We start from the raw sequence: 24,854 nt of genomic DNA, 5'->3' as shown, positions 1-24,854 counted from the left end.
CAGTTAGAAAATGGCGCGAACGGCTAGATAAAGCACCGACGGCGCGAGCAATGCGCCAAGTCCGGTGTAAAACGTTGCCGTCATCGCGCCATAAGGAACAAGCTTGGGGTCGGTTGCCGCAAGCCCTGCCGCAACGCCGCTGGTAGTGCCCATTAGGCCGCCGAAGATCATGGCCGAACGTGGGTTATCCAAACCAATATGACGTGCCAGCATGGGCGTCATAATCATGACCAATATTGATTTGAACAGACCGGCGGCAATGGAGAGCGCAATAATTTCGGAAGAGGCGCCAATGGCGGCACCGGCAATTGGGCCGACGATATACGTGGCGGTACCTGCACCGATGGTGGTTAAGGTGACCGGATCGCGATAGCCGAAGGCGTAGGCAACCGCAACACCTGCAACGAACGACACTATCACGCCTAGAAATAAGGCCACCACGCCGCTCATGCCGGCTTCGCGGATCTCCTGAAAACGAACGCCGTACGCCGTGGCGATGATGGCTAGGTCGCGCAGCATGCCGCCGCCCATCAGCCCTAGCCCAGCGAATAGGCTGATATCGGCAAGTCCTTTCGTACCGCCGGTCGCGACTCCCCCCACGTAGGCCAGTATCAAACCGACCATAATAGCGATGGCTGATCCATGGACGCGACCACGGGTTAGCTTATCGCTGACAATATAAGACAGGTACATGGCCCCGCCGACCAGCGCGAAGGCGGCAATCAGGTGCTGTTTTTCCAGCTGGGTAAGCAGTGATTCAAGCATAAATATGGCCTTTTTTTAGCGCGTAGGGCGTGAGTGGCTGCTCGCCACGGAGCGAGCGGATAGCGGATCCTGCGCGGTCGAAGGCGCTTCTGATGAAGGCTTTTTCTTGCTTGAACGACCAAAAAGAGGAATCAAGGCAAAGCTAGCGCCAACGGCAACAAGGCTTGCGAACAGTGCAATCAGGCCGCCATCAATGGCTGCCGCGACGTTCTGGCTGGCCGCCATGGCGACCACAATGGGGATATACATACCGTTCCAAAACGTAATGCCACTCTCGGTGCTGGCCGGCAGTTTCTTCTTGTCACTAAGGTAGCCGCCGATAAAAATAAGCAGCAGCATCGCAATACCCACGCCACCGACATTAGAGTCGATATCCAGCAGCATGCCGAGCACATCTCCGGCCCATAGGCCAACTAACATACACCCTGCGAGGAGGGCAACTCCGTAGATCACCATAGGTAACATCCTGTTTTATCTTTATTTTGCATGGTATTGAAAAAGTTTTAGCCGCAGTGGTTTTCTCCCGGTTTGCCTCTACGGCGCAGGCTAGTATTAAGCGTTGGCAGCGGTCTGTTTTGATGAAAAGGTATCGGCGAAGGTATCGCGCAGCTGGTTTTTTTGTACCTTGCCCATCACATTGCGAGGCAGTGCGGGCGCAAAGAAGACCTGCTTAGGCTGTTTATAACGCGCCAACTGATCGCTCAAGGCCGCCAGTATGCTTGCTTCGCTAACCTCGCCTTGCGCTTCGCGAACTACAACGGCGATAACGCCTTCACCCAGGTCTGCATGCGGTACACCGACCACCGCTGATTCTGAGATGCCGGAGAGATCGTCGATCAAAAGCTCGATTTCTTTAGGATAGACGTTGTAACCCCCTGAAATAACTAAGTCTTTATCACGGCCAACGATATTCAGATAGCCGTGTTTGTCGATGCAGCCCAAATCGCCGGTAATGAAGAAGCCGTCGTCACGAAACTCAGTCTGGGTCTTCTCAGGCATACGCCAATAGCCTTGAAACACATTGGGTCCACGTAGCTCCACCATGCCCGTTTCCCCTTGAGGGAGTGAGGCACCGCTTTCACGGTCAGCAATACGTATTTCCACGCCCGATAGCGGCATGCCCACGGTGCCTGGGCGGCGTTTGCCCTGATAAGGGTTGGACGTGTTCATATTGGTTTCTGTCATGCCGTATCGCTCAAGAATGGCATGACCGGTGCGTTGCTCGAAGGCTTCGTGAGTTTCCGCCAGTAAAGGCGCCGAGCCTGAGATGAACAAACGCATGTTGCTGACCACCTCACGGCTGAGACGCGGCGATTGCAGCAGCCGGCTATAGAACGTCGGCACGCCCATTAATACGGTGGCGCGTGGCATTAAATCAATCAGTTGATCGACATCCAGCTTGGGCAGGAATGTCATGGATGCGCCGTTAAGCAGGGTGATATTGCAGGCGACGAATAGGCCGTGCGTATGGAAAATGGGCAGGGCGTGGATAAGATGGTCGTGCTCGCTATACTGCCAGGCTTGGGTCAAGGCCTGGCTGTTGGATGCCAAGTTGGTGTGGCTGAGCATCGCGCCCTTAGAGCGGCCGGTCGTGCCTGACGTATAAAGGATAGCCGCAAGATCATCGCCAGCCACCTCACAAACCTCCTGCGTTTGTGTTGCTGTTGCCACCTTCTCCATGAAGCTGCCGTCAGCATGCGTTCCCAGGCTTTCAATGTGCGTGACGCCGCACTGCTCGGCGGTCACACGAATTGTCTCGTGATCCTGTGGGCGGCAGATAAACACATGGGGCTCAGCGTCGCTGAGGAAATAGTGAATTTCATTATTGGTATAGGCGGTATTGAGCGGAAGGTAAACAGCGCCAATTTGCAGGCATGCTAAATAAAGCATGACGATTTCAGGGCTTTTATCGACCTGTACCGCAATCCGATCACCGGGCGTAATGCCTAAGGAAATCAGCACGCTAGCCATGCGGCGGCTGGTGGCAAGCACATCAGCGTAACGGTAGTCAGTACCTTCCTGGGTATGCATTAGCACTTTGTTGGGCTGACGCTCGAAATGGGGGTAAAACTGTAAATAAAGGTTGTCGCTCATGGGGACTCCTTCTTGTTGTCGTTACGCTCAGGCGCTGGGCTCTAAGCTCAATGGTTGTTTGGCTTGACTGGCCAAGCGCCGAATGTCGCTAGTACATACCACGCTGTAGTCGCGGCTGAAGGTCTCGTGATTATGTTCGATACGGTCTAATTGATAGAGATAGTTGACCATCAGGCCCTTAGATTGCTGCAAGCCTTTTGCGGACAGATCTGCTTGAAAATTAATACGATGCAGGCTGGCGCCATTGCCAAGGTGGAAACGCGCAACGGGATCTAGCGGCTGACCACTGCGATGTTTGGCGTTGACTAAATACGTGGCGGCAAGGCGCGACAATTCTTTCTGAGTGCCGCTATCGGGCGCATCTTCCTCGCCAGCCTGCGGGCTTTCCAGCTGCTGATCCAGCCAAGCTGAGAAACCAGGAATTGGCGACAGCGTGACAAAATTCTTTAATTGAGGCAGTTCCCGGCTGAGCTCTTGGACCACCTGTTTAATCAGGAAGTTGCCGAAAGAGACGCCTTTAAGGCCCGCTTGGCAGTTGCTGATGCTGTAAAACACCGCTGTATCCACCTCGTCTAGCGGCACTTCCTCGCCGTGTTCGAGTATTTTTTGCACGTTGCCAGGAATGCCGCGGCACAGCGCTACTTCAACGAAAATCAGCGGCTCATCGCCGGTAGCAGGGTGGAAAAAGGCGTAGCAGTGGCGGTCCTCAGGGTCTAGTCGGCGGCGCAGGTCATGCCAGTCACCAATCTCATGCACGGCCTCGTACCTAATCAGTTTCTCCAGAACGGCTGCCGGTGTATTCCAATCGATACTTTCTAGTACTAAGAAACCACGGTTAAACCAAGACGCGAACAGATGAGCAAAGTCTGCGTCCAAGGCTGAAAGCTCAGGATTCTGCTTGAGTCGTTTAAGCAAATCGGCGCGCATGTGAACCAGTTCAAAGGTGCCGCCAGGGCACAGATTCAGGCGTCGTAGTAAATCTTGCCGGCGTGGTTCACAGGCGTTAAAGAGGCGCTCCAGAGCAGCGTTATCTTGATGCTCGCAATACAGCTGGTAAGCGGCATGAATAGGAGCAGGGTCAGCTGAGTAAGCGTCGGCTAGCAGCGTGAAAAAGGCCAGCTTCTCCTCATCGTTTAAGCGTCGATAGTGCTCCAGTGCCCGCTGGGCGGTCAGAATTTGCGAGGCCTCACCGCCACGATGCATCAGCGTATCGCAAGCCGATATCAGGTTTTGCAAAGAACTGGCGCTCTTGTCCTGCGTGCCGAACAGGCTGCTTCGGCCTCGGGTGCGCATGCTAATGTTGGAAAGCAGGTCCTGTAAAAACGACATGTTCATATTCATGCGCCAACCTCGACATTAAAAACGGTGATTCCAATAAAATGATTAATAAATTTATCATTCGCAATTGATATATATAACAGATAGCCTTTTGAAATATATTAGTCAAGGCAGACACCCCCCGACCTTTGGCGAAGGCGCTCGAATGCGGCCGGCTTTTTAAGCAACTGTTTTAACCAACTAGTTTTAAGCGGCTAGTGTTAATAGCTAGTGTTAGAGGCTAGCTAAACGGGACGTGCATTTTTGAAGATGACGGCGCTAGATGCAGGGAAGGGCGGGGCGAAAAGCAGGGCTAGAGAGGCGCTAGAGAAGCACTAAGCGACCATGCCATGGCTTATCGTAAGCAATGACGTGGTCGCGTGGATAACGCTGCGGTAGCGAGGGCTAACTATTTAGGATCGCGATCAATCGCAAAGGATGACCATGCTTGGCGTACCGACATAATTTCAAGGCGGTTTATATTGATGTGCGCAGGCAGGGTTGCCAGATAGAAAAGCTGCTCGGCAATGTCCTCTGCCTGGAGTGGCGTGGTGCCTTGATAAAGCGCGTCGGAAGCCGCCTGGTTGCCTTTCGTCCTTACCAGCGTGAACTCGGTTTCGGCCATGCCGGGGGCAAGGTCGGTGACGCGCACGCCGGTACCCAGCAGGTCACAGCGCAGGTTATAGCTGAACTGTTGGACAAAGGCTTTGGATGCACCGTACACATGACCGCCTGGGTAGGGCCACTGCCCCGCGACAGAGCCTAGGTTCAAAATGCTCGCACCAGCTCCGGTTTTAAGCAGTAACGGCATCGCTGCGTGAGTCACGTTGACCAACCCCGTGATATTGGTGTCGATCATGGTGTGCCAATCCTGCAGGTCCACCTTTTGCGCCGGTTCTGGCGCTAGCGCTAGACCCGCATTGTTAATTAAACAGGTGAGCGGCAAAAAACTTTCTGGCAGATTGCCAATGGCGTCGGCCACTGCGGCGCCATCGCGTACGTCGAGCGTTAACGTTAGCACGGGCACATGCTCAGAAAGCTCCTTTTCAAGTGCCTTGAGGCGCTCTTCTCGGCGTCCCGTAAGAATCAGTGACCAGCCTGCTTTAGCAAAGCGCTGGGCGGCGGCTTTACCAAAGCCGGAAGTAGCACCGGTGATGAGTACACTAGGCATTGCGTCAACTCCTTCATTGTGGCGGCAAATAGGTTCAGTCCTAATGTAGCCTGTTTAGCCATGCTTAATGAAGGCTTGATAGCCATTTGCCATGGCCTTTCACATTGAGCGTTCAACGTCAGCTTTGAATGCCATCAAGCTAATCAAGTGTGCGTCGCCAGCGGTTTTCTATGGTTTCAGGCTGTGTTGGTCCGAAATAAGCGCTGGTATTGCCTGAATAGTGGCCCCACAGCTGATCGCCCAGATCATAATGCCACCATTCGCTGGGTAAATTCGTAAACCCTTGCTTGGCCATAATATGGTAGAGCAAGCGGCGGTTGTTGCGAGCCAGATGCTGCGCTGTTGTTAAGCTGTCCAATTGCTCGAAGTGATCGGTATGGGAAGCGGGCAGCGTTTCATCGAACAGTGTGCCCATGTCTAGCGGCACTCCATCATCATCGCAAAGCGTGACATCCACTGCTCCGCCGGTCAGATGAGGGCTTGGCGCACTGGGATCTGTGCTTGGCACGGAAACAAACTCACGTGTGCGGGCTAGCAGCTCGCTTTCCGTCAACCCAGGCTGACGGGTTTGAATGGCCGCCTGTAGCGTTTCAAATAAGTATTGTTGGACCCTCCATGGACGCCATCCGTCCAGCACAATCAGCCCGATGCCGCCGGGCAAGCTGCGGGCCGCGGCCACTAGCGCTCGGTAAACGCTCTCGCGAACGAAGCACTCGTGTACAGCGCCAGGTATTCCTAGTCGTGAGTAGGCAGGAAACACGCGGATAGGGGCGGGCGCCAGGCTCATGGGCAGTAATCTCTCCCCGTTATCGGTTATGGGCAAACTGCTTACTTTGCTCCATTGGGGGGCTGGGTGGCACGGTATAGGAGACAAGTCCTTATCAAAGCTCGAAGGTACAAGCATTGTCTTATCCAAGGTAAGTGGGCAGCCAGAGCGCAAGCGCTGGAAAGAAAATAATCAGTAACAGCACCGCGATAGCGGTCAGGACGAAGGGCCAGATTGTTTTAAACAGTGACACAATCTCTAATCGACTCACGGCGGCCGCCACAAATACACAGGCGCCCAGTGGCGGTGTAATTAACGCAATGGTGATATTGAGCGTGATGATGATGCCCAGGTGCACTGGGTCGATACCTGCGATCATGGCGACTGGAGCAAAAATAGGTGTCAGCAACATTAATGCTGACACCTCTTCCATAAACATGCCGGTCAAAAAGGTGATGGCGCTAAGCAACAGCAAAATGATAATCGCGTTGTCGACGTAAGGTGTCAGTAGCGAGACGAACTGGGCTGGTACCTGGGCGTATGAAAGTAGCCAGCTAATGGTCGCCGAGGCTGCCATAATCAAGAAAATAGCACACGTCAGTCGAGCGGTATCGACCATCGCCTGCCAGCAATGGCTTAGCCGCAGGCCGCCTAGCACGACACCGCACAGCGCGACATACAGGGCTGTCAAAGCGCCAGACTCTGTCGGCGTTACAAATCCAAGCACAATGCCGGCCACGATAATCACCGGCGCTATCAGTGCGGGAGTAGCGGCTACAAATGTGACCGTCAGTTCTTTAAGAGTAGGCAGGCGACCACTTTTAGGTAGCCGGTGGCGCCAAGCATACCAAGCGTTCATGCCCATAAAGGCAATACCTAGCAGCAGGCCGGGAATAATACCGGCAAGAAACAGGTCGCCAACGGATGTATTGGTCAGCGACGCATATAAAATCATGAAAATACTGGGCGGAATGATCGGCCCAATGAGCGAACTACCGGCCGTCAGACCCGCGGCAAACGAACGCGAATAGCCTTCTTTCTCCATCGCTGGAACCAAGAGCGAACCAAGCGCTGAGGTATCGGCCACGGCTGAGCCATTGACCCCGGCAAAGAACACGCTCGACACCACATTGACGTGCCCCATACCGCCACGCAGATGGCCAACCATCAACCGTGCAAAGCCCATTAGGCGCTCGGTAAGGCCGCTGGCATTCATTAAGTTACCCGCCAGAATAAACAGCGGAATGGCCATTAAGGAGAACACGTTGATGCCGCCAAAAAACTGCTGCGGCAGCATGCGTGGAATCATTGAAGGGTCAACAAAGATAAATCCGACAATGGCCGTTACCAGCAGCGAGATAAACAGTGGCAGCCCGAGCAGTACATGGACAAGGAAAACCCCCAGCATGGTTAAAATCATACGGTTTCCTCCACGTTTTTAAGAGGGGCTGGCCCGTATAGCAGAGCATGCCAGGCAAGCAAGGCAAAACCTAAAGGAAGTGAAAGAAGCGGTATTGAACGGCTAATGCCCAACCCTGACGAGGTGAACATACTCACTGAGAGCGCATAGCGATAGCTAATAACGGCGCCGCCCAGGGCGATGAGTAAGGTAAGCAGCCACTGATACACATGCAGTAGGCGGGCCACGGGCGCTGGCAGCAAGCGTTCCAGTAGTCCAACACGCATATGTCCCCCTTCGGACCAAACGGCGCCAGCCGCCAGCATTACGGTGGCGATAATCAAAAATCGCGATAGCTCGTCGGTCCAGATAGGCGCGCCGCCAACGACATAGCGCATTACAACGCCATATAAAATGGCGAATACATTAACGGACAGCAAAGCGCCCGCGAGGGTAAGTGTAGCTGGACGACTAATCGCCAGCAGACGGTGTCTAAGCGAGGTCAGCATGAGAGTATTTCCGAAAGCACGAATGGAAAGGGCCGACGTTAATCGGCCCTGATGGTTACGCGTCAATCAGTGGCTGATGAGTTATTCAGCTCGCCCATACCCGCATCTTTAAGCGCCATATCGATCCAACGCTGCTCGATACCACGCTCAGCAAGCCACTCGAGGTAAGCGGGCTGACCAATAGTGCGAAATGCTTCCAGATCGTCATGTGAAGGACGAATGACTTCCATACCCTGCGCTTCCAGGTAGTCAATGCGCGAATCGACCTGAGACTCGTTGGCTTCACGGGCGTTGTGGTTGGCCTCGGCAACCGCTTCCATAAACGTAGCGCGAAGCTCGTCATCCCAGTTAGCGATCATGTCGCTATTACCCACTAGGAACTGGTCGGAATACTGGATGTTGGCAAGCGTTAGGTACTTTTGTACTTCATAGAGGCTGGCAAGGGCAATATACATCGGCGGGTTCATCTGCCCGTTGGCAACGCCGGTACGCAGGGCCATGTAAGTCTCGGTCCACGGAATGGGCGTGCCGGACGCACCGAAGGACTCATAAAGCGCTACTTGGCTCGGGTCCATGGCCCGGAAACGCAGGCCTTCAAAATCATCCGGGTGACTGATTGGGCGCTCGTTATTGGTGAACGCCAAAAAGCCGCCTTCTTCAACTACCGTCAGCATATCGATACCGGCACGCTCCTGAAGTGTGCTAGTTAGTTCTTGCCAGTAATCGCCTTCATCAAAGAAGGTGCGGGCAGCACCGAAATCGTCAAACAGAAACGGAATGGCGCTAACGAAAAGCTCATCGACTAATGGAGAAACACCTGCGAAGGACGCTATGTTAAGCATCGGCGTGTGCATGGTTTGTTCCATGCGGTCTTCTTCACTGCCAAGCATGCTGTTAGGGAAAAGACGCAGTTCAATTTCATCACCTGTCTTTTCGGCAACCAACTCTTTTAAGTTAGTGGCAAAGACGTGAACCGCGTTTTTTTCTTCGTCAGGCGCGCCGTTGTAGCTTAGATTAATGGTAGTGGCAGCGAACGCAGTGCCTGCCATTAAAGCAGAGCCAATCAGGCAGGCGCCGGTTAGCAGTTTGGGCATAAAATGGGACGGTAACATCTAGATCTCCTTGCTTATTATCATAAATGGCAGGTTTATAGATTTACCTGAGTCGATTTTTTTTATCATTACACTAGAAGACTATGCATTGATGTGTTGACTATGCAATACCTGAGGCGTTGCCTTGAAGACAACAGGCGTGGTGTGTTGGCAGAAAAAAATGCATCTCCTGGCGCAAGTGTTACACGCAGGTGTGGGCGGCGACGGTAAGCTTCTGGCCGTGGAGGCTGACAATCTGCGCTCGTGCGCTGTTCATTCATGTTCGTCAACAATAGTGAGTTCACGCATAAATGTGACGCCGATGCCTGAGCGTACAACGTTTTTAAGTACTGCTACGGAGTTGCTTAAAACTGTGATAGAACCGACTCTTCTTGGGCACGCTGGGTGTGGAAGTGCTGAGCTAGTAACTGCCCCGCCTGAGTGGCGTGCATGCCGTTGCCAGCAGGCGAGTAGCTGTGCGCAGAGCATTTGCTTTGCCCCACGCCAGGTTTTAGCCGACAATGCAAAAACATCGCAATGGCTATGCTTAGGGGTTTTACATGCAGGAAAACGGCTTTTTTGACGAAATAGGTGAAACCATCGGCGAAGCAATCCGCGTGGTGGTTGATTTCCTGCTAGGGATTTTCACCAACTTCTTTGGTGCCTTCGGTGATTTTATTGATGGCCTCACCCGGTCTCTAGGTATCAACGATTCGTTTTTCAGCATTGCCGTGTTGATCGTCGGGCTATTGATCCTATGGGGTGGGCTGCGTGCATTTCTACGTGGCTCACTGATAGGCGGTATTGTGCGCACTTTACTGGGATTATTTATCCTCTCGTGGTTGATGATGTAATCCGAATTGCGATCTTGGGATTTAATTAAGCTTGCTAAGTACTTGTGTGAAAAGCGTTAATTCGCACTGACGGTAAGCGCCTGAACTTCATTCATAACGCTATGATCAATTGTCATTTGCCTATTTGGTGCAATTTGCCATTATGTCGCACTAATTTTGTGCAAAGCGATGGCGATGAAAACTTATCTTGGCAAGATGCGGGGGCAACGGGTAAAGCGTGCTCGAGTGGGTTGGCAGGATGCATGTTGGTCTTGGTTTGGCGCCTTTACCGGTATGGCCGTCATTTGTTTGCTCAGTTCAGCGTGGCTGTCGCAGCAACTGCTAATTGTGGGTTCCTTTGGGGCAACGTCAGTGCTGATTTATGCAGCGCCTGAAAGCCCTTTTGCGCAGCCAAGCCACGTCCTATTTGGCAGTATGCTGTCGGCAGGAATTGGCGTTGCGTGCTATCAACTGCTGGGTACTTCTCCGCTTTCCATGTCGCTGGCCGTATCGCTATCGGTGCTTGGCATGCAGTTAACGCACACGGTCCACCCGCCAGGAGCGGCAGCGGCATTGATTGCTGTGGCGGGCGGTGCGAGCGTTCATCAATTGGGCTGGTGGTACCCGCTGTTGCCGATCGGAGCTGGCAGCGTCCTGATGCTGATCATCGCGATATTAGTTAATAATCTTGCCCGACATCGCCGCTACCCAAGCTACTGGTAACGTTAAAGAAGCTTCAACTGGTGTTCTAACGCAAAGATATGGGCGTCTTCGGCGCCCAGTTCACGTAGGGCGGTTGCAAGGTTTAGTAAGTACTCTTTATTAGCGCCGCTGGGACCGTGTGCATGAGCAATTTGCTGGGCAATATCGGCAAGCGGTGCTTCACCTAGAAAGGCCGGATTGTCGTCACTGGCCAAATAAATAAGTCCTTCGCTTTGCTCAGTTGCCTCGCCACTCTCATCGCCATTCTCATCGCCATTCTCATCGCCGTTCTCATCAACAAAGGTGAGCGGTACTTTTTCACGCAAATAGCCGTTTTTTTCCCGCCTATCCAGTGGCGCGAGTACGTCAGGCGTAATGCGATAGGCCATGCCGTGGCAAACTGCTCCTTGGGCACGAATCAGCGTGGCAACACGCCCTGGTGCTTCAGGAGTCCCGCGGTGGTCGTGGGAGCCTTGCCAAAATCGCCGCTCCCAGCCGTGAATATACGCCGAACGGCGCTCTAGATAGTCAAAGTCCGCCTTCCAGATTAACGACCCGTAGCCGAACAGCCATATGCTCGAATGGCCATCGAAGAAGTTTCTTTGCTGATTAAGGGCTGTGGTATCTAACATCGTTATCAAGCACCCTATGGTTTTTAAATACCTATAGTTTTGTAAATACCTATGGTTTTGTAAATACTTATGATTTTGTAAACAACAGCGCGAGCCAGTGCGTTATAAAGCAATAACCTATCTTATCATGTCACTGGTGATCGCTTATCTAACGGCGGCAGGAGGCAGGCATGCGCGCAATTTTTTTGGTGGATAACGGTTCGTTACGCCCGCAGGCAACGCTCAATTTGCGTCGCGTGGCATCTTTACTTAGCCAACGAATGGGTGAAAACGTACAGGCTGCTTCGCTGCTGCACTCCAATAAGATTCCCGTGGAAGACGTTGAGGGTATCCCCGCGACGACGCTTGGCCCCGCCGCTGAGCGCAGTGCCGAGCAGGGGGCAACGGAGATTATCGTTTTACCGTTTTTTTTCGGTCCGAGTAAAGCTCTCACCGGCTACCTGCCTGAACGCATGGCTACACTACAGGCGCGCTTTCCGCACGTTAAGATACGTGTGGCCCAGCCGCTGGTCGATGAGCGAGGCGATAACGATCTGCGCCTTGCTCATTTACTGGCTGATAACGTGCGCGAAAAGTACCCGACCGGCACCGCGCCTCGCGTGGCCTTGGTCGATCACGGCAGCCCGATCCCTGCGGTCACCGCTGTACGTAATCGCTTAGCGGGGCAGCTTAGCGTGCTGCTGGGCGAGGATGTTACTAGCGTTACCGCTGCTTCTATGGAGCGCCGTGAGGGTGAGGAGTACCGCTTTAACGAGCCGCTGTTGGAACGCTTGCTGGACTCGCCTGAATTCAGTGTAGGCCCGGTTATTTTAGCCATGCTGTTCCTTTCACCAGGACGCCATGCAGGTGAGGGTGGTGACATTGCTGAGATTTACGCAGCGGCCCAGCAGCGGTATTCACACTTAGAGATCAGCGTTACTCGGCTTGTGGGGGAGCATCCTGGCATTGTCGATATTTTGATCACTCGATTGCGCCAAGCGATTGATGATGAACGCTTTCTGCTCGATATTCCGGCAATTGCCGGAAACCACTAACGGATGGTGGATGAATACGCGCCCAAGAGCGCGTAGAATCGCGAGCCTTTCGTATAGTAAATGACACGCTAACTGGGCTCCTTTTGTGATCGCAACCGCCAATATCACCATGCAGTTTGGGGCTAAGCCCCTGTTTGAAAATGTTTCCGTTAAATTCAATAACGGCAACCGTTACGGCCTGATTGGCGCAAACGGCTGCGGAAAATCCACCTTTATGAAAATTTTAGGTGGTGATTTGGAGCCCTCTTCCGGCCAGGTGATGCTGGATAGCAGCACACGGCTAGGTAAACTGCGCCAGGATCAGTTCGCGTTTGAGAACGAGCGGGTGATCGACACCGTGATCATGGGCAACGTTGAGCTGTGGTCGATAGCCGCTGAACGTGAGCGTATTTATAGCTTGCCAGAAATGAGCGAAGAAGACGGCATGGCCGTCGCTGATCTTGAAGTACGCTTTGCTGAGTTGGACGGCTATACCGCCGAGCCGCGCGCTGGCGAACTGCTGCTGGGTTTGGGTATTCCTATTGAACAGCATACTGGCCCGATGAGTGAAGTCTCACCCGGCTGGAAACTGCGCGTGTTGCTGGCCCAGGCGCTGTTCTCTGATCCTGATGTGTTACTGCTGGATGAGCCTACCAACCACCTGGATATCAACACGATCCGCTGGCTGGAAGATATGCTTAAAGCGCGCAACAGCACCATGATCATCATTTCTCACGACCGCCATTTTCTGAATAGCGTATGCACGCACATGGCGGATCTGGATTACGGCGAGATTACCCTGTTCCCCGGTAATTACGATGATTACATGACCGCTGCTACCGCCGTTCGTGAGCGTCAACACTCGGACAACGCCAAGAAAAAGGCTCAGATTGCCGAGCTTCAGCAGTTTGTTAGCCGTTTCTCTGCCAACGCCTCGAAAGCCAAGCAGGCCACATCGCGCGCGCGTCAAATCGATAAAATCAAGCTCGAAGACATTAAGCCTTCCAGTCGCGTTAGTCCGTTTATCCGTTTTGATCAGGCTAAAAAAATTCACCGTAACGCCGTGAATGTGGATGCGATTACCAAAGCCTACGATGACAACGCGCCGCTGTTTAAGCGCTTATCCATGACCGTTGAAGCCGGTGAGCGTATTGCCATTATCGGGCCCAACGGTATCGGCAAAACCACGCTGCTTAAAACGCTGGCTGGCGAGTTGCACCCGGATGCTGGCGAAGTGAAATGGACGGAAGCGGCGGATGTGGGTGTTTTTGCCCAGGATCATAGCGATGATTTCGCCGTCGACGCTACGCTGTTTGAGTGGATGTCTAGCTGGACCAATGGTGGCGAGCAGGTAGTTCGCGGCGCACTAGGGCGGATGCTGTTTTCCAGCGACGATATCGGCAAGTCGGTGAAGGTGATTTCCGGTGGTGAGCAGGGCCGTATGCTGTTTGGTAAGTTAATTCTTACTCAGCCCAACGTATTGCTGATGGATGAGCCGACCAATCACTTGGATATGGAGTCTATCGAAGCGTTAAACCTGGCTTTGGAAAACTACCCCGGAACACTTATGTTTGTGAGCCACGATCGTGAGTTTGTGTCATCGCTGGCCACGCGCATTATTGATATGCAGCCGGAAGGCATTGTCGATTTCAGCGGCAGCTATGACGACTACCTGCGCAGTCAAGGCGTTGTTTAAGGGATAACACGCTGATTAAGTAGCGTCAGTGGCGGGCACTCGATCAGCATCGAGACGCTCGCCCTGGAATATCTCGTGATATTTGCTCATTCAATTAACGTTGATTCAGCCGCCAAATAGTTGCATTGAGTGCCAGCGCCAAGGCTACCCACAGCCAGTAGGGCACCATTAGCCATGCAGCTAGGGTACTTACCTGTGAAAACACCGCAATAGCGACCGTTATCAGACTCAGTAGCCCCACGATATCGGCAAGTGCGGCAACAATCTGCTTACGGCCAAAGAACAGCCAAGACCACGCAGCATTAACCAGTAACTGTAGTGCGTAAACGATTAAACCCGCTGTCCGCCAAGATGACCCATCGGCCATATACAGTCGCCATGCGGCTATCGCCATCAATAGATACAGTATTCCCCAGGCGATCGGGAACGCGATATCAGGCGGTGTCCAGGAAGGCTTATTCAGTTCGCGATACCAGCTGTCAGGTCGAAAGCGTGCGCCTGTACTCGCCGTCAACCCTACCAGCGCTATCGAAATCAGTAACACAATCAGTGATTCAAGCATTTTAACGCTGCTCCTTTAGCGCAGAGAGTAATAGCCTACCAGCGTTTGAAAAGGAGTAGGCATAAAAAAAGCACCGCGTGAGCGGTGCTTTTCTCGCATAGCCTTTTAGCCGTGCGCTAAGCGCATACCTTAGCTGCGACGATCATAGCCGTTATCCATAAACGGGTAGTCGGTGTAACCCTTCTCGTCACCGCCATAGAACGTTTCATGGTTCGGCTGGGTGAGCGGTGCGTTAACGCGGAAGCGTTCCGGCAGATCAGGGTTGGCAATATACGGGCGGCCAAAGGCAATGGCGTCGGTCGTATTTTCACCAATGCGAGCTTCGGCGCGTTCGGCATCGTAGTTGCCGCAGTAAATCAAGCTGCCACTAAAGCGCTCGCGCATCTGCTCACGGAAACCGTCAGGGAAGGTGATATCGCCACCGGCCCAGTTGGGTTCGTTCAGGTGCAGATAGGCAAGACCGCGCTTGGAAAGCTGCTCGGCCATGTAAAACGCCATGGCTTCTGGCTCGTCGTCGGTCAGGCCAAAGAGCTCGATAAACGGCGTCATGCGGATACCCACCCGATCACCGCCAAACACCTCAACCACTGCGTCGACGACTTCTAGCGGGAAACGGGCACGGTTTTCCAGCGAGCCGCCGTATTGGTCGGTACGCTTGTTAGAGCCGGTCGCCAGGAACTGATTCAGCAAGTAGGCGTTGGCTGCATGGACTTCGACCATATCGAAACCAGCACGCTTAGCGCGCTCAGCCGCTTGGCGGTAGTCGTCGACAATGCCCGAGATCTCATCGGTTTCCAGCGCACGGGGTGTGCTGGTGGGGTGCTGGCCCGCAGTGCCGTCTTCAAATTCGACGAAGCACTGGGCGCCTTCGCCTTTCAGTGCGCTGGGCGCAACGGGCTGCTGGCCGTCCGGTTGAACCATTTCGTGTGAAACACGACCAACGTGCCATAGCTGAAGCGCAATACGGCCGCCTTTAGCGTGCACCGCACTGACGACATCTTTCCAACCGGCTTCCTGAGCATCGGTCCATATGCCTGGCGTATAAACATAGCCACGGGCGGTGGGAGAGATATTGGTGGCTTCGCTGATGATCAACCCTGCGCCCGCGCGTTGGCCGTAGTAAGCTTCCTGCATCTTGCCGGGCACGCTGTCCGGCGTACGTGAACGCGTCAGCGGCGCCATGATAATGCGGTTAGGAAGAGACAGGCTGCCCAGCTGAATAGGCGTAAAGAGTGTTTCGAAAGCCATCAAATAAGCTCCTTTGGGACGCTATGATAAACAAGTAAGGCGCAGAATAGACCAGTTTACTAGTTAACGCCAATCGAATCTTTTTTGACACTGTCTGTGCTTAATAACCCACCAAGTGGCCGATGATCAGCGCAACCCACGCCAGACCGTACACCATCACCATAAAGGGCAGGATCGCTTTTAGCCACTGAGCGTAAGACACGCGCCCGAGTGCCAGCATGGCCAGCGTACCGCCTGACGTTGGAATAATGAGGTTGGTTAAGCCGTCACCAACCTGAAACGCAGTAATCATCAACTGGCGGCTCATGCCAACGAGATCAGCGACAGGAATAAGAATCGGCATGGTGACTAGCGCCTGGCCGGAACCAGAAGGAATAAACAGGTTGATAACGCCCTGCACTACGCTGGCCATAATGGCAGCAAATACGGGTGGAATGCCGTCGATCAGCGTACTCAGCGCATTAACAATGGTGTCGATAATTAACGCTTGCTCAAGAATCACCTGAATAGACGCCGCCACCCCAATCACCAGCGCTCCGGCAGTGACGCTGGCGGCACCTTCCATCAGCTGTTTAACGATGCCATTTGCAGACAGGCCGTTGATCGCCCCAATGAGGATCGCCAAAATCAGGAAAACACCGGCAATTTCATTGATGTACCAGCCGCGGGTGAAGACTCCTACCAGCATGGCGACCAAGCCACCCACAAACACGACCATCGTCAAAACGTCGCGTTTGGTCAGGCTATATTCGCTGAGCGGTTTGCTAAGCGACTCGGCATCATCAGGCTCGTCAAACTCCATGTTGACGACGCGCTTGCAGATATACAGCGAGAGCAGGCCCAGCGATGACACTACCAGCAACGTACGCAGCCACGCGCCTGAGAACGTCGGTAGCTCGGCGATACCTTGGGCAACGCCCACGGTATACGGGTTAATCGGCGACAGCGCAAAGCCAATGCCACCAACGGCCATTGCGACACCCACCAGGCTTGAGCAGCCAATCGCGCTGGCAATCAGTATGGCAATAGGCACTAACGCAATGTTGTTTTCAAAGCCAACGGCGACGCCAAAAAAACCGTAAATAAAGGTGCCGACTACGATGATGATGTTACGTCGCTCAACGCCTACGCGGTTAACCGCTACGCCAATGGCATTCTCTAATGCACCGGTTTTTTGCAGAATGTGAAAGAGCCCGCCCGCGATGAATACGATAAATAGGTAGCGTGAGGCAGAGACAAGCCCTTCAGGAATGGCCACAAAAATATTAAACAGCGGGATGTTGGCTACATTTTCCAAATAGGTAAATGAGCCGGGGACCACCATCGTTCGGCCGTTTTGCGTGACGCGCTCAAATTCGCCGGCGGGAATAATAAACGTCAGTAAATACGTCGCCACGAGGATAAGAAAGATAAGCACCATGGGGTCAGGAACCGCCTGATACCATTTTTTAGGCGAGCGAGAAGCCGCTGCCGCAGCATTTTTTTCAACCATGGAAATACCCTTGATGAGATGAGTCGTGGCGTGAGTGCTCACTGGCGTCTTACTTAGCGTGACGCATGATAAATCAAGGGGGGGCGGAAACGTATACTGCCAAGGTGTTGATTCCAGTTAAAAACGCATGGGATGCCAACAATAGACGGCGCTGGTTAATGGCGTTGCCAGAGCCACCGGCGTTTGGTGGGCGTATCAATGTGCTGTAACGCATTCGACAGCGACAGCCTGATAGCGGCTAACTGGCGATAGCAGACAGCGCTGCTCAGTACGCCAGGGCACTGCTTGAGTAGCAGTTCGCACTGTTGTGACGCTAGATAAAGCTGTTCCGTTATCGACGTGGTAAATAGTGGTTGCGACTGATGGCCACAACGTGAGAGCTCCCGCGCCAGCATGGAAAGCATGCTGGTATCCATCCAGCAGGGCAGCGGGTCTTCTAGGCGGCCAGCAATAGAGTGCTGAACTGCTTCAAAAGAGGTGCGCAAAAACATGACTGTTTGGCGAAGTTGCCGCTGCTCGCTCGTCATCTCACTGATCCCTCGCGCTTATGGCTTTCGATGGTGTTGCTGGCCGGAAAACCAACTTTAAAAAGAAAGTGTTTCTCATTTGCATTTGTGGTGACGATAGCGCTAAGCCGAGTTATTGTCAAAAGTTGTGTATATTCGCTTGAGTGGCCTCGTGTCTGACGGATCGACAAAGGGCGCATTCCCCTTTAATAATCCGAGCCGAGTATTTGCATTACAGAGTTGTACCGCGAACATGGCATACGCTTGGGGCGCTAAGTGATTGCTGACTTACTTACCAGGAAAGCGCTACCTTATGCATAAAGTTGCGATATTTGTTGATACACAGAACGTCTACTACACCACGCGTGACGCGTATCGAAAAAACTTCGATTACAACAAATTCTGGGCACAGGCTACCGCTAACAGAGAGGTTGTAGCTGCATTTTGCTATGCCATCAATAAAGGCGACAAAAAACAGCGCGAGTTCCAAAACATACTCAAAGCGATTGGTTTTGAGGTGAAGCTCAAGCCGTTTATTCAGCGTGCAGACGGCTCTGCCAAAGGTGACTGGGACGTCGGTATTACCCTCGATGCGATTGAGTACGCGGAAAAGGTCGATGTCATCGTTCTAGTCTCAGGCGACGGCGATTTTGATTTGCTCGCCCATAAAATCCGCACGGTGCATGGCAAGAAAGTGGAAGTGTATGGCGTGCCTCAACTGACCGCCGCCTCGCTGATGAACGAGGCGAGCGAGTTTATCCCTATAGAAGGGGATCTGCTGCTGCGCTAGCTGACGTTAGCGCAGGTGGCCACACTGGACTTGGGCCCGCCTACATTCATGGTCAGCGCGGTCAGATTACCAAACACCAAGCCAAGCGCCCCTATCGCCACCCCCAACAACGCCACGTAGATTTCAAACGTGACCATATCCGTCATGACAGCCCGATATAAAAGCGCCCCCGCCAGGGCATGTAGTCCAAGCCCGATGTAAGTCACCCCGGTAGGCGTCATACCGCGTGAAGACAACGCATTGGATAGCATGCCACCGATAATCAGCCCAACCGAATTGGCGGCGAACAAGTAGCTAAAATGGGTCGGGGTCATGCCAAAATGTTCGGTAAACACAAACGCTGCGGCGCATACATATCACAAAAGCTACCGACCGACCGGCCGGTAGTTTTTGTGTCTTATAAAAAAGGCCCATGCGGGCCAATAATGGGACGTTATTTAATTTAAAACATAGTGTTGTCGTTGGCCGCTTCTTCCGGCACAGACTGGATAACATCCCAGTGCTCAACAATCATTTCATTTTCAACGCGGAAGATATCTACAACGGCCTCACCCTGATCCTCATCACCATTGGTAGAGTGAACATGCAGCCAGACTAGATCACCATCGGTCGCGCTGCGCACGATTTCATTCTGGTAGCCCGGGTTTTCCTGAAAGTAGCCTGCAAAGTAATCCACGAAAGGCGCCTTGCCATCCGGCACGTCCGGATTGTGTTGAATGTAATCTTCCGCCAGCACCAATGAGCTCTGCTCCGTTTCATGCTCGTTGAAGAACTGGTTATAGAACTGGATGACCAATGTTCGGTTTGCTTCCTCGGTCTCGAGATCACGTTCGGCTTGCGCAAAAGATACAGCGGGTAAAGATAGCATCAGCACCGACGTGGCAACGCTCAAAGATTTCAGTAATGACATGTAAACACTCCTCTTAAGTTTCTATACTAAAAGCGGTCTAAAATGTAGACCTTGAGGTAAACTTAAAGTAGTTTTTATAGCCGCACAAGAAGTCACATTTATCTGACCAGGTCACACCCATATGCCCACTGCATAACCATCCATGGAGCCGTGATGACTGCCATTACCGCTAACGAAGCGATCGTTCTTGAACAGCCATGCCCCATTCGTGACGTACTTGACCGCATTGGCGATCAGTGGAGCTTGCTGATTCTGGAAGCACTGGCCCCCGGCACGCTGCGCTTTAATGCCCTGATGCGTGAGATTGGCGATATCTCAAAGCAAATGCTGTCGCGAACCCTCAAAAGGTTGGAGCAGGATGGCTTTATCACGCGGACGCTCTACGCTGAAGTCCCTCCACGGGTGGAATATACTCTCACCCCGCTGGGCCATTCTTTTCTTGAGCCAATGCAACAGCTGGTGGCGTGGGCCGATACGCATCACCGCACCATTGTGGCTGCGCGTCTTCGCTATCAGGCCGCTCAAAGGCAGGCCTGATGCCCATCATGAAAGTATTTGAAGTCATACTGAGGTTATTGGCTGAACAGCTGCCAGTCGTTATTGGTCAGCGGTTTGGCGCCTTGTTCGGTGACCACCATGGTGTCGCTTAACCCGACGCCCCACTGGCCGGGTACCCGCAAGCAGAGCGGCAGGTGGAACACCATATTGGCTTCAAATTGAGGGCCTCAACGCTAGTGGGTGAGCAGGAATACCCCCTGAAGGAAGTAGAAAACCCCAATGCCGGTCACGATCCAGCGGGTCCAAGTGCGGAAGTTAGCATCGGTCAGGCGATGTAAAATGCGGTTGCCCGTGTGAGTGCCGAAAATAGCGAACGGCGCGGCGAGCAGAATAATACTCCACTCACCGGCGCTCAGCGCCAGGGCAGAGCCTAGGTAAAAGAGGATTTTGATACTGTGGGCGACGACTTGAATCATCGCTTTAGTGGCCACGACGTGTCGCCGATCCATGTGAGAGCGTACAAAGAAAATATCAATCAGCGGCCCTGAAACCCCTGCCGCAATCGTCAGCCCGCCGGAGGCGATACCACAGCACACCGCGTGGCTGGCACGGTTGGCGTCCAAATGGAACCAGCGCTTGGGCATCCATACCAAAATAGGCATTAAACCAATGAGCAGCGAGACGGTGGCGGCATTCGGGCTGTAGCTGAACAGCAGCAGTAAGCCTGCGGCACTCAGCACGCCCAGTGTCATCAAGGCAACGATGCGCCAGACGATAAAGCGCCGCGACAGCCACGCGCGTGAAGCATTAGCGGTGAGCTGTATGACGCCGTGCACGGCCATCGCAGTGCCTGCGGGAAAGACCAGCAGCAGAAACCACAGGAGTACCAAGCCGCCTGCCATCCCGAAGATGCCAGAAAGCATTGAGGTGAAAAAAACGACACAAATGAAGGCCGCGCCAATAGCTAATGTCATCGTTAGGCTCCTCAGCTACGGCAGAACGGCCAGACTTGATAAAACTTGCGGCATTGAAATTCCGCTTCACAGGCGTTGAGCTGGGCCTGATAGCGATTAGCGCGTGCCGCGACTTGGCTGCCTGCGCGGAGTACTTGTGGCTTGCCGCGATAGCTGCCGCGCTGATAGCCGCCAGCGCCTTCGTGATAGGCGTAATAGAGGTGTTCAGGATTATTGAGCGAGATGCCGGCCTGCTGCTGCGAACGACGGTTATACCAACCAATAAAATCGGTGGCGTGTTTCATATGCGTACGCCGGGCAAACAAACCGCCCGCTTGGTCTTGATACTCTTCCCAAACCGGGTCTTGGGCCTGGGCATAGCCTCTGGCAGAAGAGGGGCGCGGTCCGGGGATAAAGCCTAGGTAGTATTTGCGGTCAGGCCGAATATGGCTGCGAAAGGACGATTCCTGCTGGATAAACGACATCTGGGTCGCGATAGGCGTTCCCCAGCGCTGTTCTGATTCCTGCGCGTAGTCGTACCAGCTAGGCTGTTCGCGGAATATTTCGCAGATATTGCTTTGATCCTCAGGCGGGCTGGGCGCGAAGGTGGCGCAACCAGAGAGTAGCAACAAAAAACCTAGCACCGCCCCCAAACGTAGCCTAGCAATGGCAGGTGAGGGATGAGCAATGAAACCATCAACAGGGCAGCGCATGAAAAGTCCTTGTGGATAAGTGCTGATAAAGTCGTTCTTATCAATCGGGTTGTTGTCATTAACAGGCACACGCCAGTCCTTAGCGCAGCAGCGCCTCTAAACAACGGCGCAGCCGCTGTGCTTCACGTACCAGGGTTTCTCCTGACAGCATGCCTACTCCCATGACCAGCCCCGAACGCAGGTCGCCTTTCGCGCATACCGGGCTTAAGGGGCGCACAATCAAGTGCTCTTTTAGCAGCGTTTGGGCAATCAGCACATCATTGATATGCGGCTCAAACTCAAGGCATAAGCTGATAGCGCTGGTGGGTGGCGAAACGCTGCGCACCTGCGGCAGTGAGCGAAGCTGATCATGCAGCACCTGCTGGCGCCCTAAGTAGTCGCGCTGAATGCGCCGACACCAGGCATCTAAGTCACCATCAAATATAAACTGTGCTAGTACGGCCTGGTCCAGCATGCGGCCTTCACGAAACAGCTCGCTACGCAGGCGATTCATAGGCCCGGCTAAATGCCGCGGTACGACTAAATAGCCTAGGCGAAGGCCTGGAAACATCATCTTGGAAAATGAGCCGACCAGCAAGTGGCGTTCAGACTGCGGGTCAAAGAGCAGGTTAGCGTGATCGTCACGATTAAACTCGTAATCATCTTCGATAATATAAGCCGGCGTTAAGGCATCGCATAAACGCTGTTTGTCGACCGCGCTGGTGGGCACGCTGAGCGGGTAGTGGTGTGAACCGGTGAGATAGGCAAGCTTTACAGGGCCAGGCGACGCTGGCAGCGCGTGCCCCTGGCCGGGCTGCCACGCCAACATCTGAATCTCTAAACCTGTCGCGGTAAACACATTGCGCGCGCCCCAATAGCAGGGCGATTCCATGGCGACAGTGTCGCCCACATCGGCCAACGCCATGGCGCAGAGCTCGATGCCGTTATGGGTGCCGTCGGTAATAATGATCTGCTCTATGTCGCAGCTAAGATTGCGCCAGCGGGCTAGGAAATCGCGTATCGCACGTTTTAGCGGGCCATAGCCACCGGTGGAGTAGGAAAGCAGCAGGGCATTTTGCGGCACCGTTACGCTTGAGTAGAGCTGTCGCCACTTGCGCATCGGGAACTGAGCAATGTCGGGTATGCCGGGTACAAACGCGCCGCTTTGAATCATGCTGGCGCCGGGGCCATCCAGCACTCGCCTGGCACGTACAGAAAGCGGTGTATTGCCAGCGGGCGGCGCGCTCGCCGTAACGGGCCTGCAGGTCCAGGTGCCTTGCCCATGGGCCGTTTTAAGCAAAGCTTCTTCCAGCAGCGTGCGCACCGCCAGCGCCAGCGTTTGACGGGAAACGCCGAGAGCCTCCGCTAGCTGGCGATGGGAGGGCAGCCGCAGCCCAGAAGGCCATTGCTGAGTAATGGCTTGGCGTAACGCCTGCTCAATACGCACTTGCTTGCTTAACCGCTCGGGTTGGAGTGCATAAAGTTGTTCAAGCTGGTGCACGACCTGCCTTCGTTCCATGTCAACGCCTCCTTTTCCCCGCTTAGCCCGCTATCGCCGGGTGTTTAGACGAAAGCATTAGCTATATTACGCACTCTTTTGGCGCGCAAAAGAAGTGGTCTAGTCGAACACAAAAGTGGTGCGTTCGTCTTTTCCTCGCCGCCTGCTAGCGTGTTGCTATTCTGTTAGGCAAGTCCCTTGAAAACAGGATCAGGATACTGCGCCTCCGAGCGCCCACCACAACATCTAATAACCTATTCCAATAACCCACTCTAATAATTCACAGGACACTGACAATGACCACACCTTCATCAGAGCAGGACGGATTAGTCCGAGTACTCGCCCGTGGCGATGTATTAGCGCTGGCCTTCGGTGCCATGATCGGTTGGGGTTGGATTGTACTCACGGGCACCGCGATTCAATCGGCAGGCAGCTTAGGCGCCATTATAGCGTTTATTATCGGTGGCTTAGCCATTGTATTAGTTGGCCTTACCTATGCAGAGCTTGCTTCTGCCATGCCCAAAGTCGGCGGTGAGCATGTTTATAGCTACCGTGCGCTGGGTCATCTGCCCTCGTTTTTATGTACCTGGGCGATTATTTTAGGCTACTTGAGCGTAGTTGCGTTTGAAGCCGTCGCACTACCTACGGTGATTGAGCACTTAGCGCCTAACTACGCGGTCGGTCATCTTTGGACAATTGCAGGATGGGAAGTTAAAGCGACCTGGGTCGCCGTTGGCGTGGGCGGCTCGCTTGCGATGATGGTGATTAACTACTTCGGCGTTACGACCGCTGCGCTACTGCAAAAGGTCGTTACCGGGTTGATTCTGGTGGTGGGGGTGATGTTTGTGACCGGTTCGCTGTTTGAAGGCGAAACGATCAATATGCTGCCGCTCTTTACTCAGGCCGACACCGGCGTCTTCGCAGGCATCGTCGCCGTGCTGGTCATGGTGCCGTTTCTGTTTGTGGGCTTTGACGTTATTCCTCAAGCGGCGGAAGAGATTAATCTGCCCTATAAAGCCATTGGCAACGTGCTGATGCTGTCAGTCATTTTGGCCGTGGTGTGGTACGCGCTGATTATTTTGGCCACGAGTTTGGCGCTCAATAGCGACGAACTAGGCGCCAGCACGCTCAGCGTGCCGGACGCCATGGGCTCACTGTTCAACGCTGCCTGGGCAAGTAATCTCATGGTGGTGGCGGGCATTGCAGGCATTATCACCAGCTGGAATGCCTTTTACATTGGCGGCTCGCGTGCCATTTATGCGCTTGCTAAAGCGGGTATGCTGCCGGCGCCGTTTGCCAAGCTTCACCCACGCTACAGAACGCCTACCAACGCCATCTTCATGATGGGGTTTCTCTCCTGCATCGCGCCGTTTTTTGGCCGCCCTGCGCTGGTGTGGATCGTTAACGCCGGTGGTTTTGGCATCGTGATCGCTTATTTGTTTGTCGCCATTTCGTTTGTGGTGCTGCGCGTACGCGAACCGGATATGCCGCGCCCCTTCAAGGTGAGTAACGGCAAACTATGCGGCATCTTCGCCGTCATTCTTGCCTTTGGCATGGCGTGTCTTTACCTGCCGGGCAGTCCGGCGGCGCTAAGCGGTGCCGAGTGGAGCATTTTTGCCGGCTGGGCTGTATTAGGCCTGGCGCTCTATATCCATGCACTGCGCACCTATGGCCGCGACTTCAGCGACCAGCACATGAAGGCAACGATGTAAGTTAT

The 24,854-nt window shown here is 53.7% G+C and carries 26 protein-coding genes and 1 pseudogene; 7 read left to right on the top strand and 20 right to left on the bottom strand.

The features are described 5' to 3' along the window. Window positions 1–3: 3 nt before the first annotated feature. From madM to dctP, 9 genes are all read right to left on the bottom strand, one after another. Window positions 4–765: a malonate transporter subunit MadM gene (gene madM, locus ACT3TR_RS06555; protein WP_096277556.1), complete on the bottom strand. Its 762-nt coding sequence runs from the start codon at window positions 763–765 to the stop codon at window positions 4–6. A 15-nt stretch (window positions 766–780) separates the two neighbouring features. Further along, window positions 781–1,221: a malonate transporter subunit MadL gene (madL, locus tag ACT3TR_RS06550; RefSeq protein ID WP_096277559.1), complete on the bottom strand. Its 441-nt coding sequence runs from the start codon at window positions 1,219–1,221 to the stop codon at window positions 781–783. 96 nt (window positions 1,222–1,317) lie between these two features. Next, window positions 1,318–2,859: a malonate--CoA ligase gene (locus ACT3TR_RS06545; protein WP_444624931.1), complete on the bottom strand. Its 1,542-nt coding sequence runs from the start codon at window positions 2,857–2,859 to the stop codon at window positions 1,318–1,320. A 27-nt stretch (window positions 2,860–2,886) separates the two neighbouring features. Then, window positions 2,887–4,194, bottom strand: coding sequence for a malonyl-CoA decarboxylase (locus ACT3TR_RS06540; protein ID WP_444625063.1), 1,308 nt, complete (start codon window positions 4,192–4,194; stop codon window positions 2,887–2,889). Window positions 4,195–4,585: 391 nt separating this feature from the next. Next, window positions 4,586–5,347, bottom strand: coding sequence for an SDR family NAD(P)-dependent oxidoreductase (locus ACT3TR_RS06535; RefSeq protein WP_444624932.1), 762 nt, complete (start codon window positions 5,345–5,347; stop codon window positions 4,586–4,588). Between the two features lie 139 nt (window positions 5,348–5,486). Continuing rightward, the gene (locus ACT3TR_RS06530) at window positions 5,487–6,134 is read right to left on the bottom strand and encodes a M15 family metallopeptidase (RefSeq protein ID WP_444624933.1); all 648 of its coding nucleotides are present in this window, start codon (window positions 6,132–6,134) and stop codon (window positions 5,487–5,489) included. Window positions 6,135–6,255: 121 nt separating this feature from the next. After that, a complete protein-coding gene (locus ACT3TR_RS06525) occupies window positions 6,256–7,533 on the bottom strand; it encodes a TRAP transporter large permease (RefSeq protein ID WP_444624934.1) in 1,278 nt (425 codons plus the stop codon). Beyond that, a complete protein-coding gene (locus ACT3TR_RS06520; RefSeq protein ID WP_444624935.1) occupies window positions 7,530–8,021 on the bottom strand; it encodes a TRAP transporter small permease in 492 nt (163 codons plus the stop codon). The genes ACT3TR_RS06525 and ACT3TR_RS06520 overlap by 4 nt, the downstream gene beginning before the upstream one ends. 62 nt (window positions 8,022–8,083) lie before the next feature. Further along, entirely contained in the window at window positions 8,084–9,133 is a 1,050-nt protein-coding gene (gene dctP / locus ACT3TR_RS06515; protein WP_441685943.1) for a TRAP transporter substrate-binding protein DctP, read from the bottom strand. A 539-nt stretch (window positions 9,134–9,672) separates the two neighbouring features. On the opposite strand from dctP, the gene ACT3TR_RS06510 reads away from it, so the two are divergent. Both ACT3TR_RS06510 and ACT3TR_RS06505 read left to right on the top strand, forming a co-directional pair. Beyond that, window positions 9,673–9,966: a hypothetical protein gene (locus ACT3TR_RS06510; protein WP_441685939.1), complete on the top strand. Its 294-nt coding sequence runs from the start codon at window positions 9,673–9,675 to the stop codon at window positions 9,964–9,966. Window positions 9,967–10,140: 174 nt separating this feature from the next. Next, entirely contained in the window at window positions 10,141–10,668 is a 528-nt protein-coding gene (locus ACT3TR_RS06505) for an HPP family protein (RefSeq protein WP_441685937.1), read from the top strand. Window positions 10,669–10,670: 2 nt separating this feature from the next. On the opposite strand, the gene ACT3TR_RS06500 is transcribed toward ACT3TR_RS06505, so the two are convergent. Continuing rightward, on the bottom strand, window positions 10,671–11,279 hold the full coding sequence (locus ACT3TR_RS06500; RefSeq protein WP_444624936.1) for a gamma-glutamylcyclotransferase: 609 nt from the start codon (window positions 11,277–11,279) through the stop codon (window positions 10,671–10,673). A 170-nt stretch (window positions 11,280–11,449) separates the two neighbouring features. Here ACT3TR_RS06500 and ACT3TR_RS06495 point away from each other — a divergent pair, with 170 nt between their 5' ends. Together ACT3TR_RS06495 and ACT3TR_RS06490 are read left to right on the top strand one after the other, a co-directional pair. After that, the gene (locus ACT3TR_RS06495) at window positions 11,450–12,313 is read left to right on the top strand and encodes a sirohydrochlorin chelatase (RefSeq protein WP_444624937.1); all 864 of its coding nucleotides are present in this window, start codon (window positions 11,450–11,452) and stop codon (window positions 12,311–12,313) included. A gap of 85 nt (window positions 12,314–12,398) precedes the next feature. Then, window positions 12,399–13,988, top strand: a complete 1,590-nt coding sequence (locus ACT3TR_RS06490; RefSeq protein WP_441685931.1) for an ABC-F family ATPase — start codon at window positions 12,399–12,401, stop codon at window positions 13,986–13,988. Between the two features lie 94 nt (window positions 13,989–14,082). On the opposite strand, the gene ACT3TR_RS06485 is transcribed toward ACT3TR_RS06490, so the two are convergent. The 4 genes from ACT3TR_RS06485 to ACT3TR_RS06470 all read right to left on the bottom strand — a co-directional run bounded on the left by ACT3TR_RS06485 (window position 14,083) and on the right by ACT3TR_RS06470 (window position 17,817). Next, on the bottom strand, window positions 14,083–14,550 hold the full coding sequence (locus tag ACT3TR_RS06485) for a TspO/MBR family protein (RefSeq protein ID WP_444624938.1): 468 nt from the start codon (window positions 14,548–14,550) through the stop codon (window positions 14,083–14,085). Window positions 14,551–14,679: 129 nt separating this feature from the next. After that, complete coding sequence (locus ACT3TR_RS06480; protein WP_444624939.1) at window positions 14,680–15,798, bottom strand: alkene reductase; 1,119 nt, start codon at window positions 15,796–15,798, stop codon at window positions 14,680–14,682. A 100-nt stretch (window positions 15,799–15,898) separates the two neighbouring features. Further along, entirely contained in the window at window positions 15,899–17,290 is a 1,392-nt protein-coding gene (locus tag ACT3TR_RS06475; RefSeq protein ID WP_444624940.1) for a YfcC family protein, read from the bottom strand. 155 nt (window positions 17,291–17,445) lie between these two features. Beyond that, on the bottom strand, window positions 17,446–17,817 hold the full coding sequence (locus tag ACT3TR_RS06470; RefSeq protein WP_444624941.1) for a hypothetical protein: 372 nt from the start codon (window positions 17,815–17,817) through the stop codon (window positions 17,446–17,448). A 292-nt stretch (window positions 17,818–18,109) separates the two neighbouring features. On the opposite strand from ACT3TR_RS06470, the gene ACT3TR_RS06465 reads away from it, so the two are divergent. Further along, the gene (locus ACT3TR_RS06465; RefSeq protein WP_444624942.1) at window positions 18,110–18,586 is read left to right on the top strand and encodes an NYN domain-containing protein; all 477 of its coding nucleotides are present in this window, start codon (window positions 18,110–18,112) and stop codon (window positions 18,584–18,586) included. Here the strand turns inward: ACT3TR_RS06465 and ACT3TR_RS06460 are convergent. Further along, complete coding sequence (locus tag ACT3TR_RS06460) at window positions 18,583–18,900, bottom strand: hypothetical protein (RefSeq protein WP_444624943.1); 318 nt, start codon at window positions 18,898–18,900, stop codon at window positions 18,583–18,585. The two genes, ACT3TR_RS06465 and ACT3TR_RS06460, sit on opposite strands and share 4 nt — an antisense overlap. A gap of 128 nt (window positions 18,901–19,028) precedes the next feature. After that, window positions 19,029–19,496, bottom strand: a complete 468-nt coding sequence (locus ACT3TR_RS06455) for a nuclear transport factor 2 family protein (protein WP_441685919.1) — start codon at window positions 19,494–19,496, stop codon at window positions 19,029–19,031. A 153-nt stretch (window positions 19,497–19,649) separates the two neighbouring features. Here ACT3TR_RS06455 and ACT3TR_RS06450 point away from each other — a divergent pair, with 153 nt between their 5' ends. After that, the gene (locus ACT3TR_RS06450; protein WP_444624944.1) at window positions 19,650–20,033 is read left to right on the top strand and encodes a winged helix-turn-helix transcriptional regulator; all 384 of its coding nucleotides are present in this window, start codon (window positions 19,650–19,652) and stop codon (window positions 20,031–20,033) included. Between the two features lie 35 nt (window positions 20,034–20,068). Here the strand turns inward: ACT3TR_RS06450 and ACT3TR_RS06445 are convergent. From ACT3TR_RS06445 to ACT3TR_RS06430, 4 genes and pseudogenes are all read right to left on the bottom strand, one after another. Further along, window positions 20,069–20,212 (bottom strand): annotated as a pseudogene (locus ACT3TR_RS06445) (M24 family metallopeptidase); the annotation flags it as partial. Window positions 20,213–20,227: 15 nt separating this feature from the next. Continuing rightward, the gene (locus tag ACT3TR_RS06440; protein WP_444624945.1) at window positions 20,228–20,968 is read right to left on the bottom strand and encodes a TSUP family transporter; all 741 of its coding nucleotides are present in this window, start codon (window positions 20,966–20,968) and stop codon (window positions 20,228–20,230) included. An 11-nt stretch (window positions 20,969–20,979) separates the two neighbouring features. After that, on the bottom strand, window positions 20,980–21,660 hold the full coding sequence (locus tag ACT3TR_RS06435) for a transglycosylase SLT domain-containing protein (protein ID WP_444624946.1): 681 nt from the start codon (window positions 21,658–21,660) through the stop codon (window positions 20,980–20,982). Window positions 21,661–21,739: 79 nt separating this feature from the next. Then, a complete protein-coding gene (locus ACT3TR_RS06430; protein ID WP_444624947.1) occupies window positions 21,740–23,158 on the bottom strand; it encodes an aminotransferase-like domain-containing protein in 1,419 nt (472 codons plus the stop codon). A gap of 275 nt (window positions 23,159–23,433) precedes the next feature. Between ACT3TR_RS06430 and ACT3TR_RS06425 the strand changes: the two genes are divergently transcribed. Continuing rightward, complete coding sequence (locus ACT3TR_RS06425; RefSeq protein ID WP_444624948.1) at window positions 23,434–24,849, top strand: APC family permease; 1,416 nt, start codon at window positions 23,434–23,436, stop codon at window positions 24,847–24,849. Window positions 24,850–24,854 lie beyond the last annotated feature (5 nt).

The sequence above is a fragment of the Halomonas sp. AOP12-B1-6 genome (assembly GCF_052379225.1).
GTDB lineage: Bacteria > Pseudomonadota > Gammaproteobacteria > Pseudomonadales > Halomonadaceae > Vreelandella > Vreelandella casei.
Note: the sequence above shows the minus strand (reverse complement) of the source record. Positions and strands in the feature narration are given on the sequence as shown.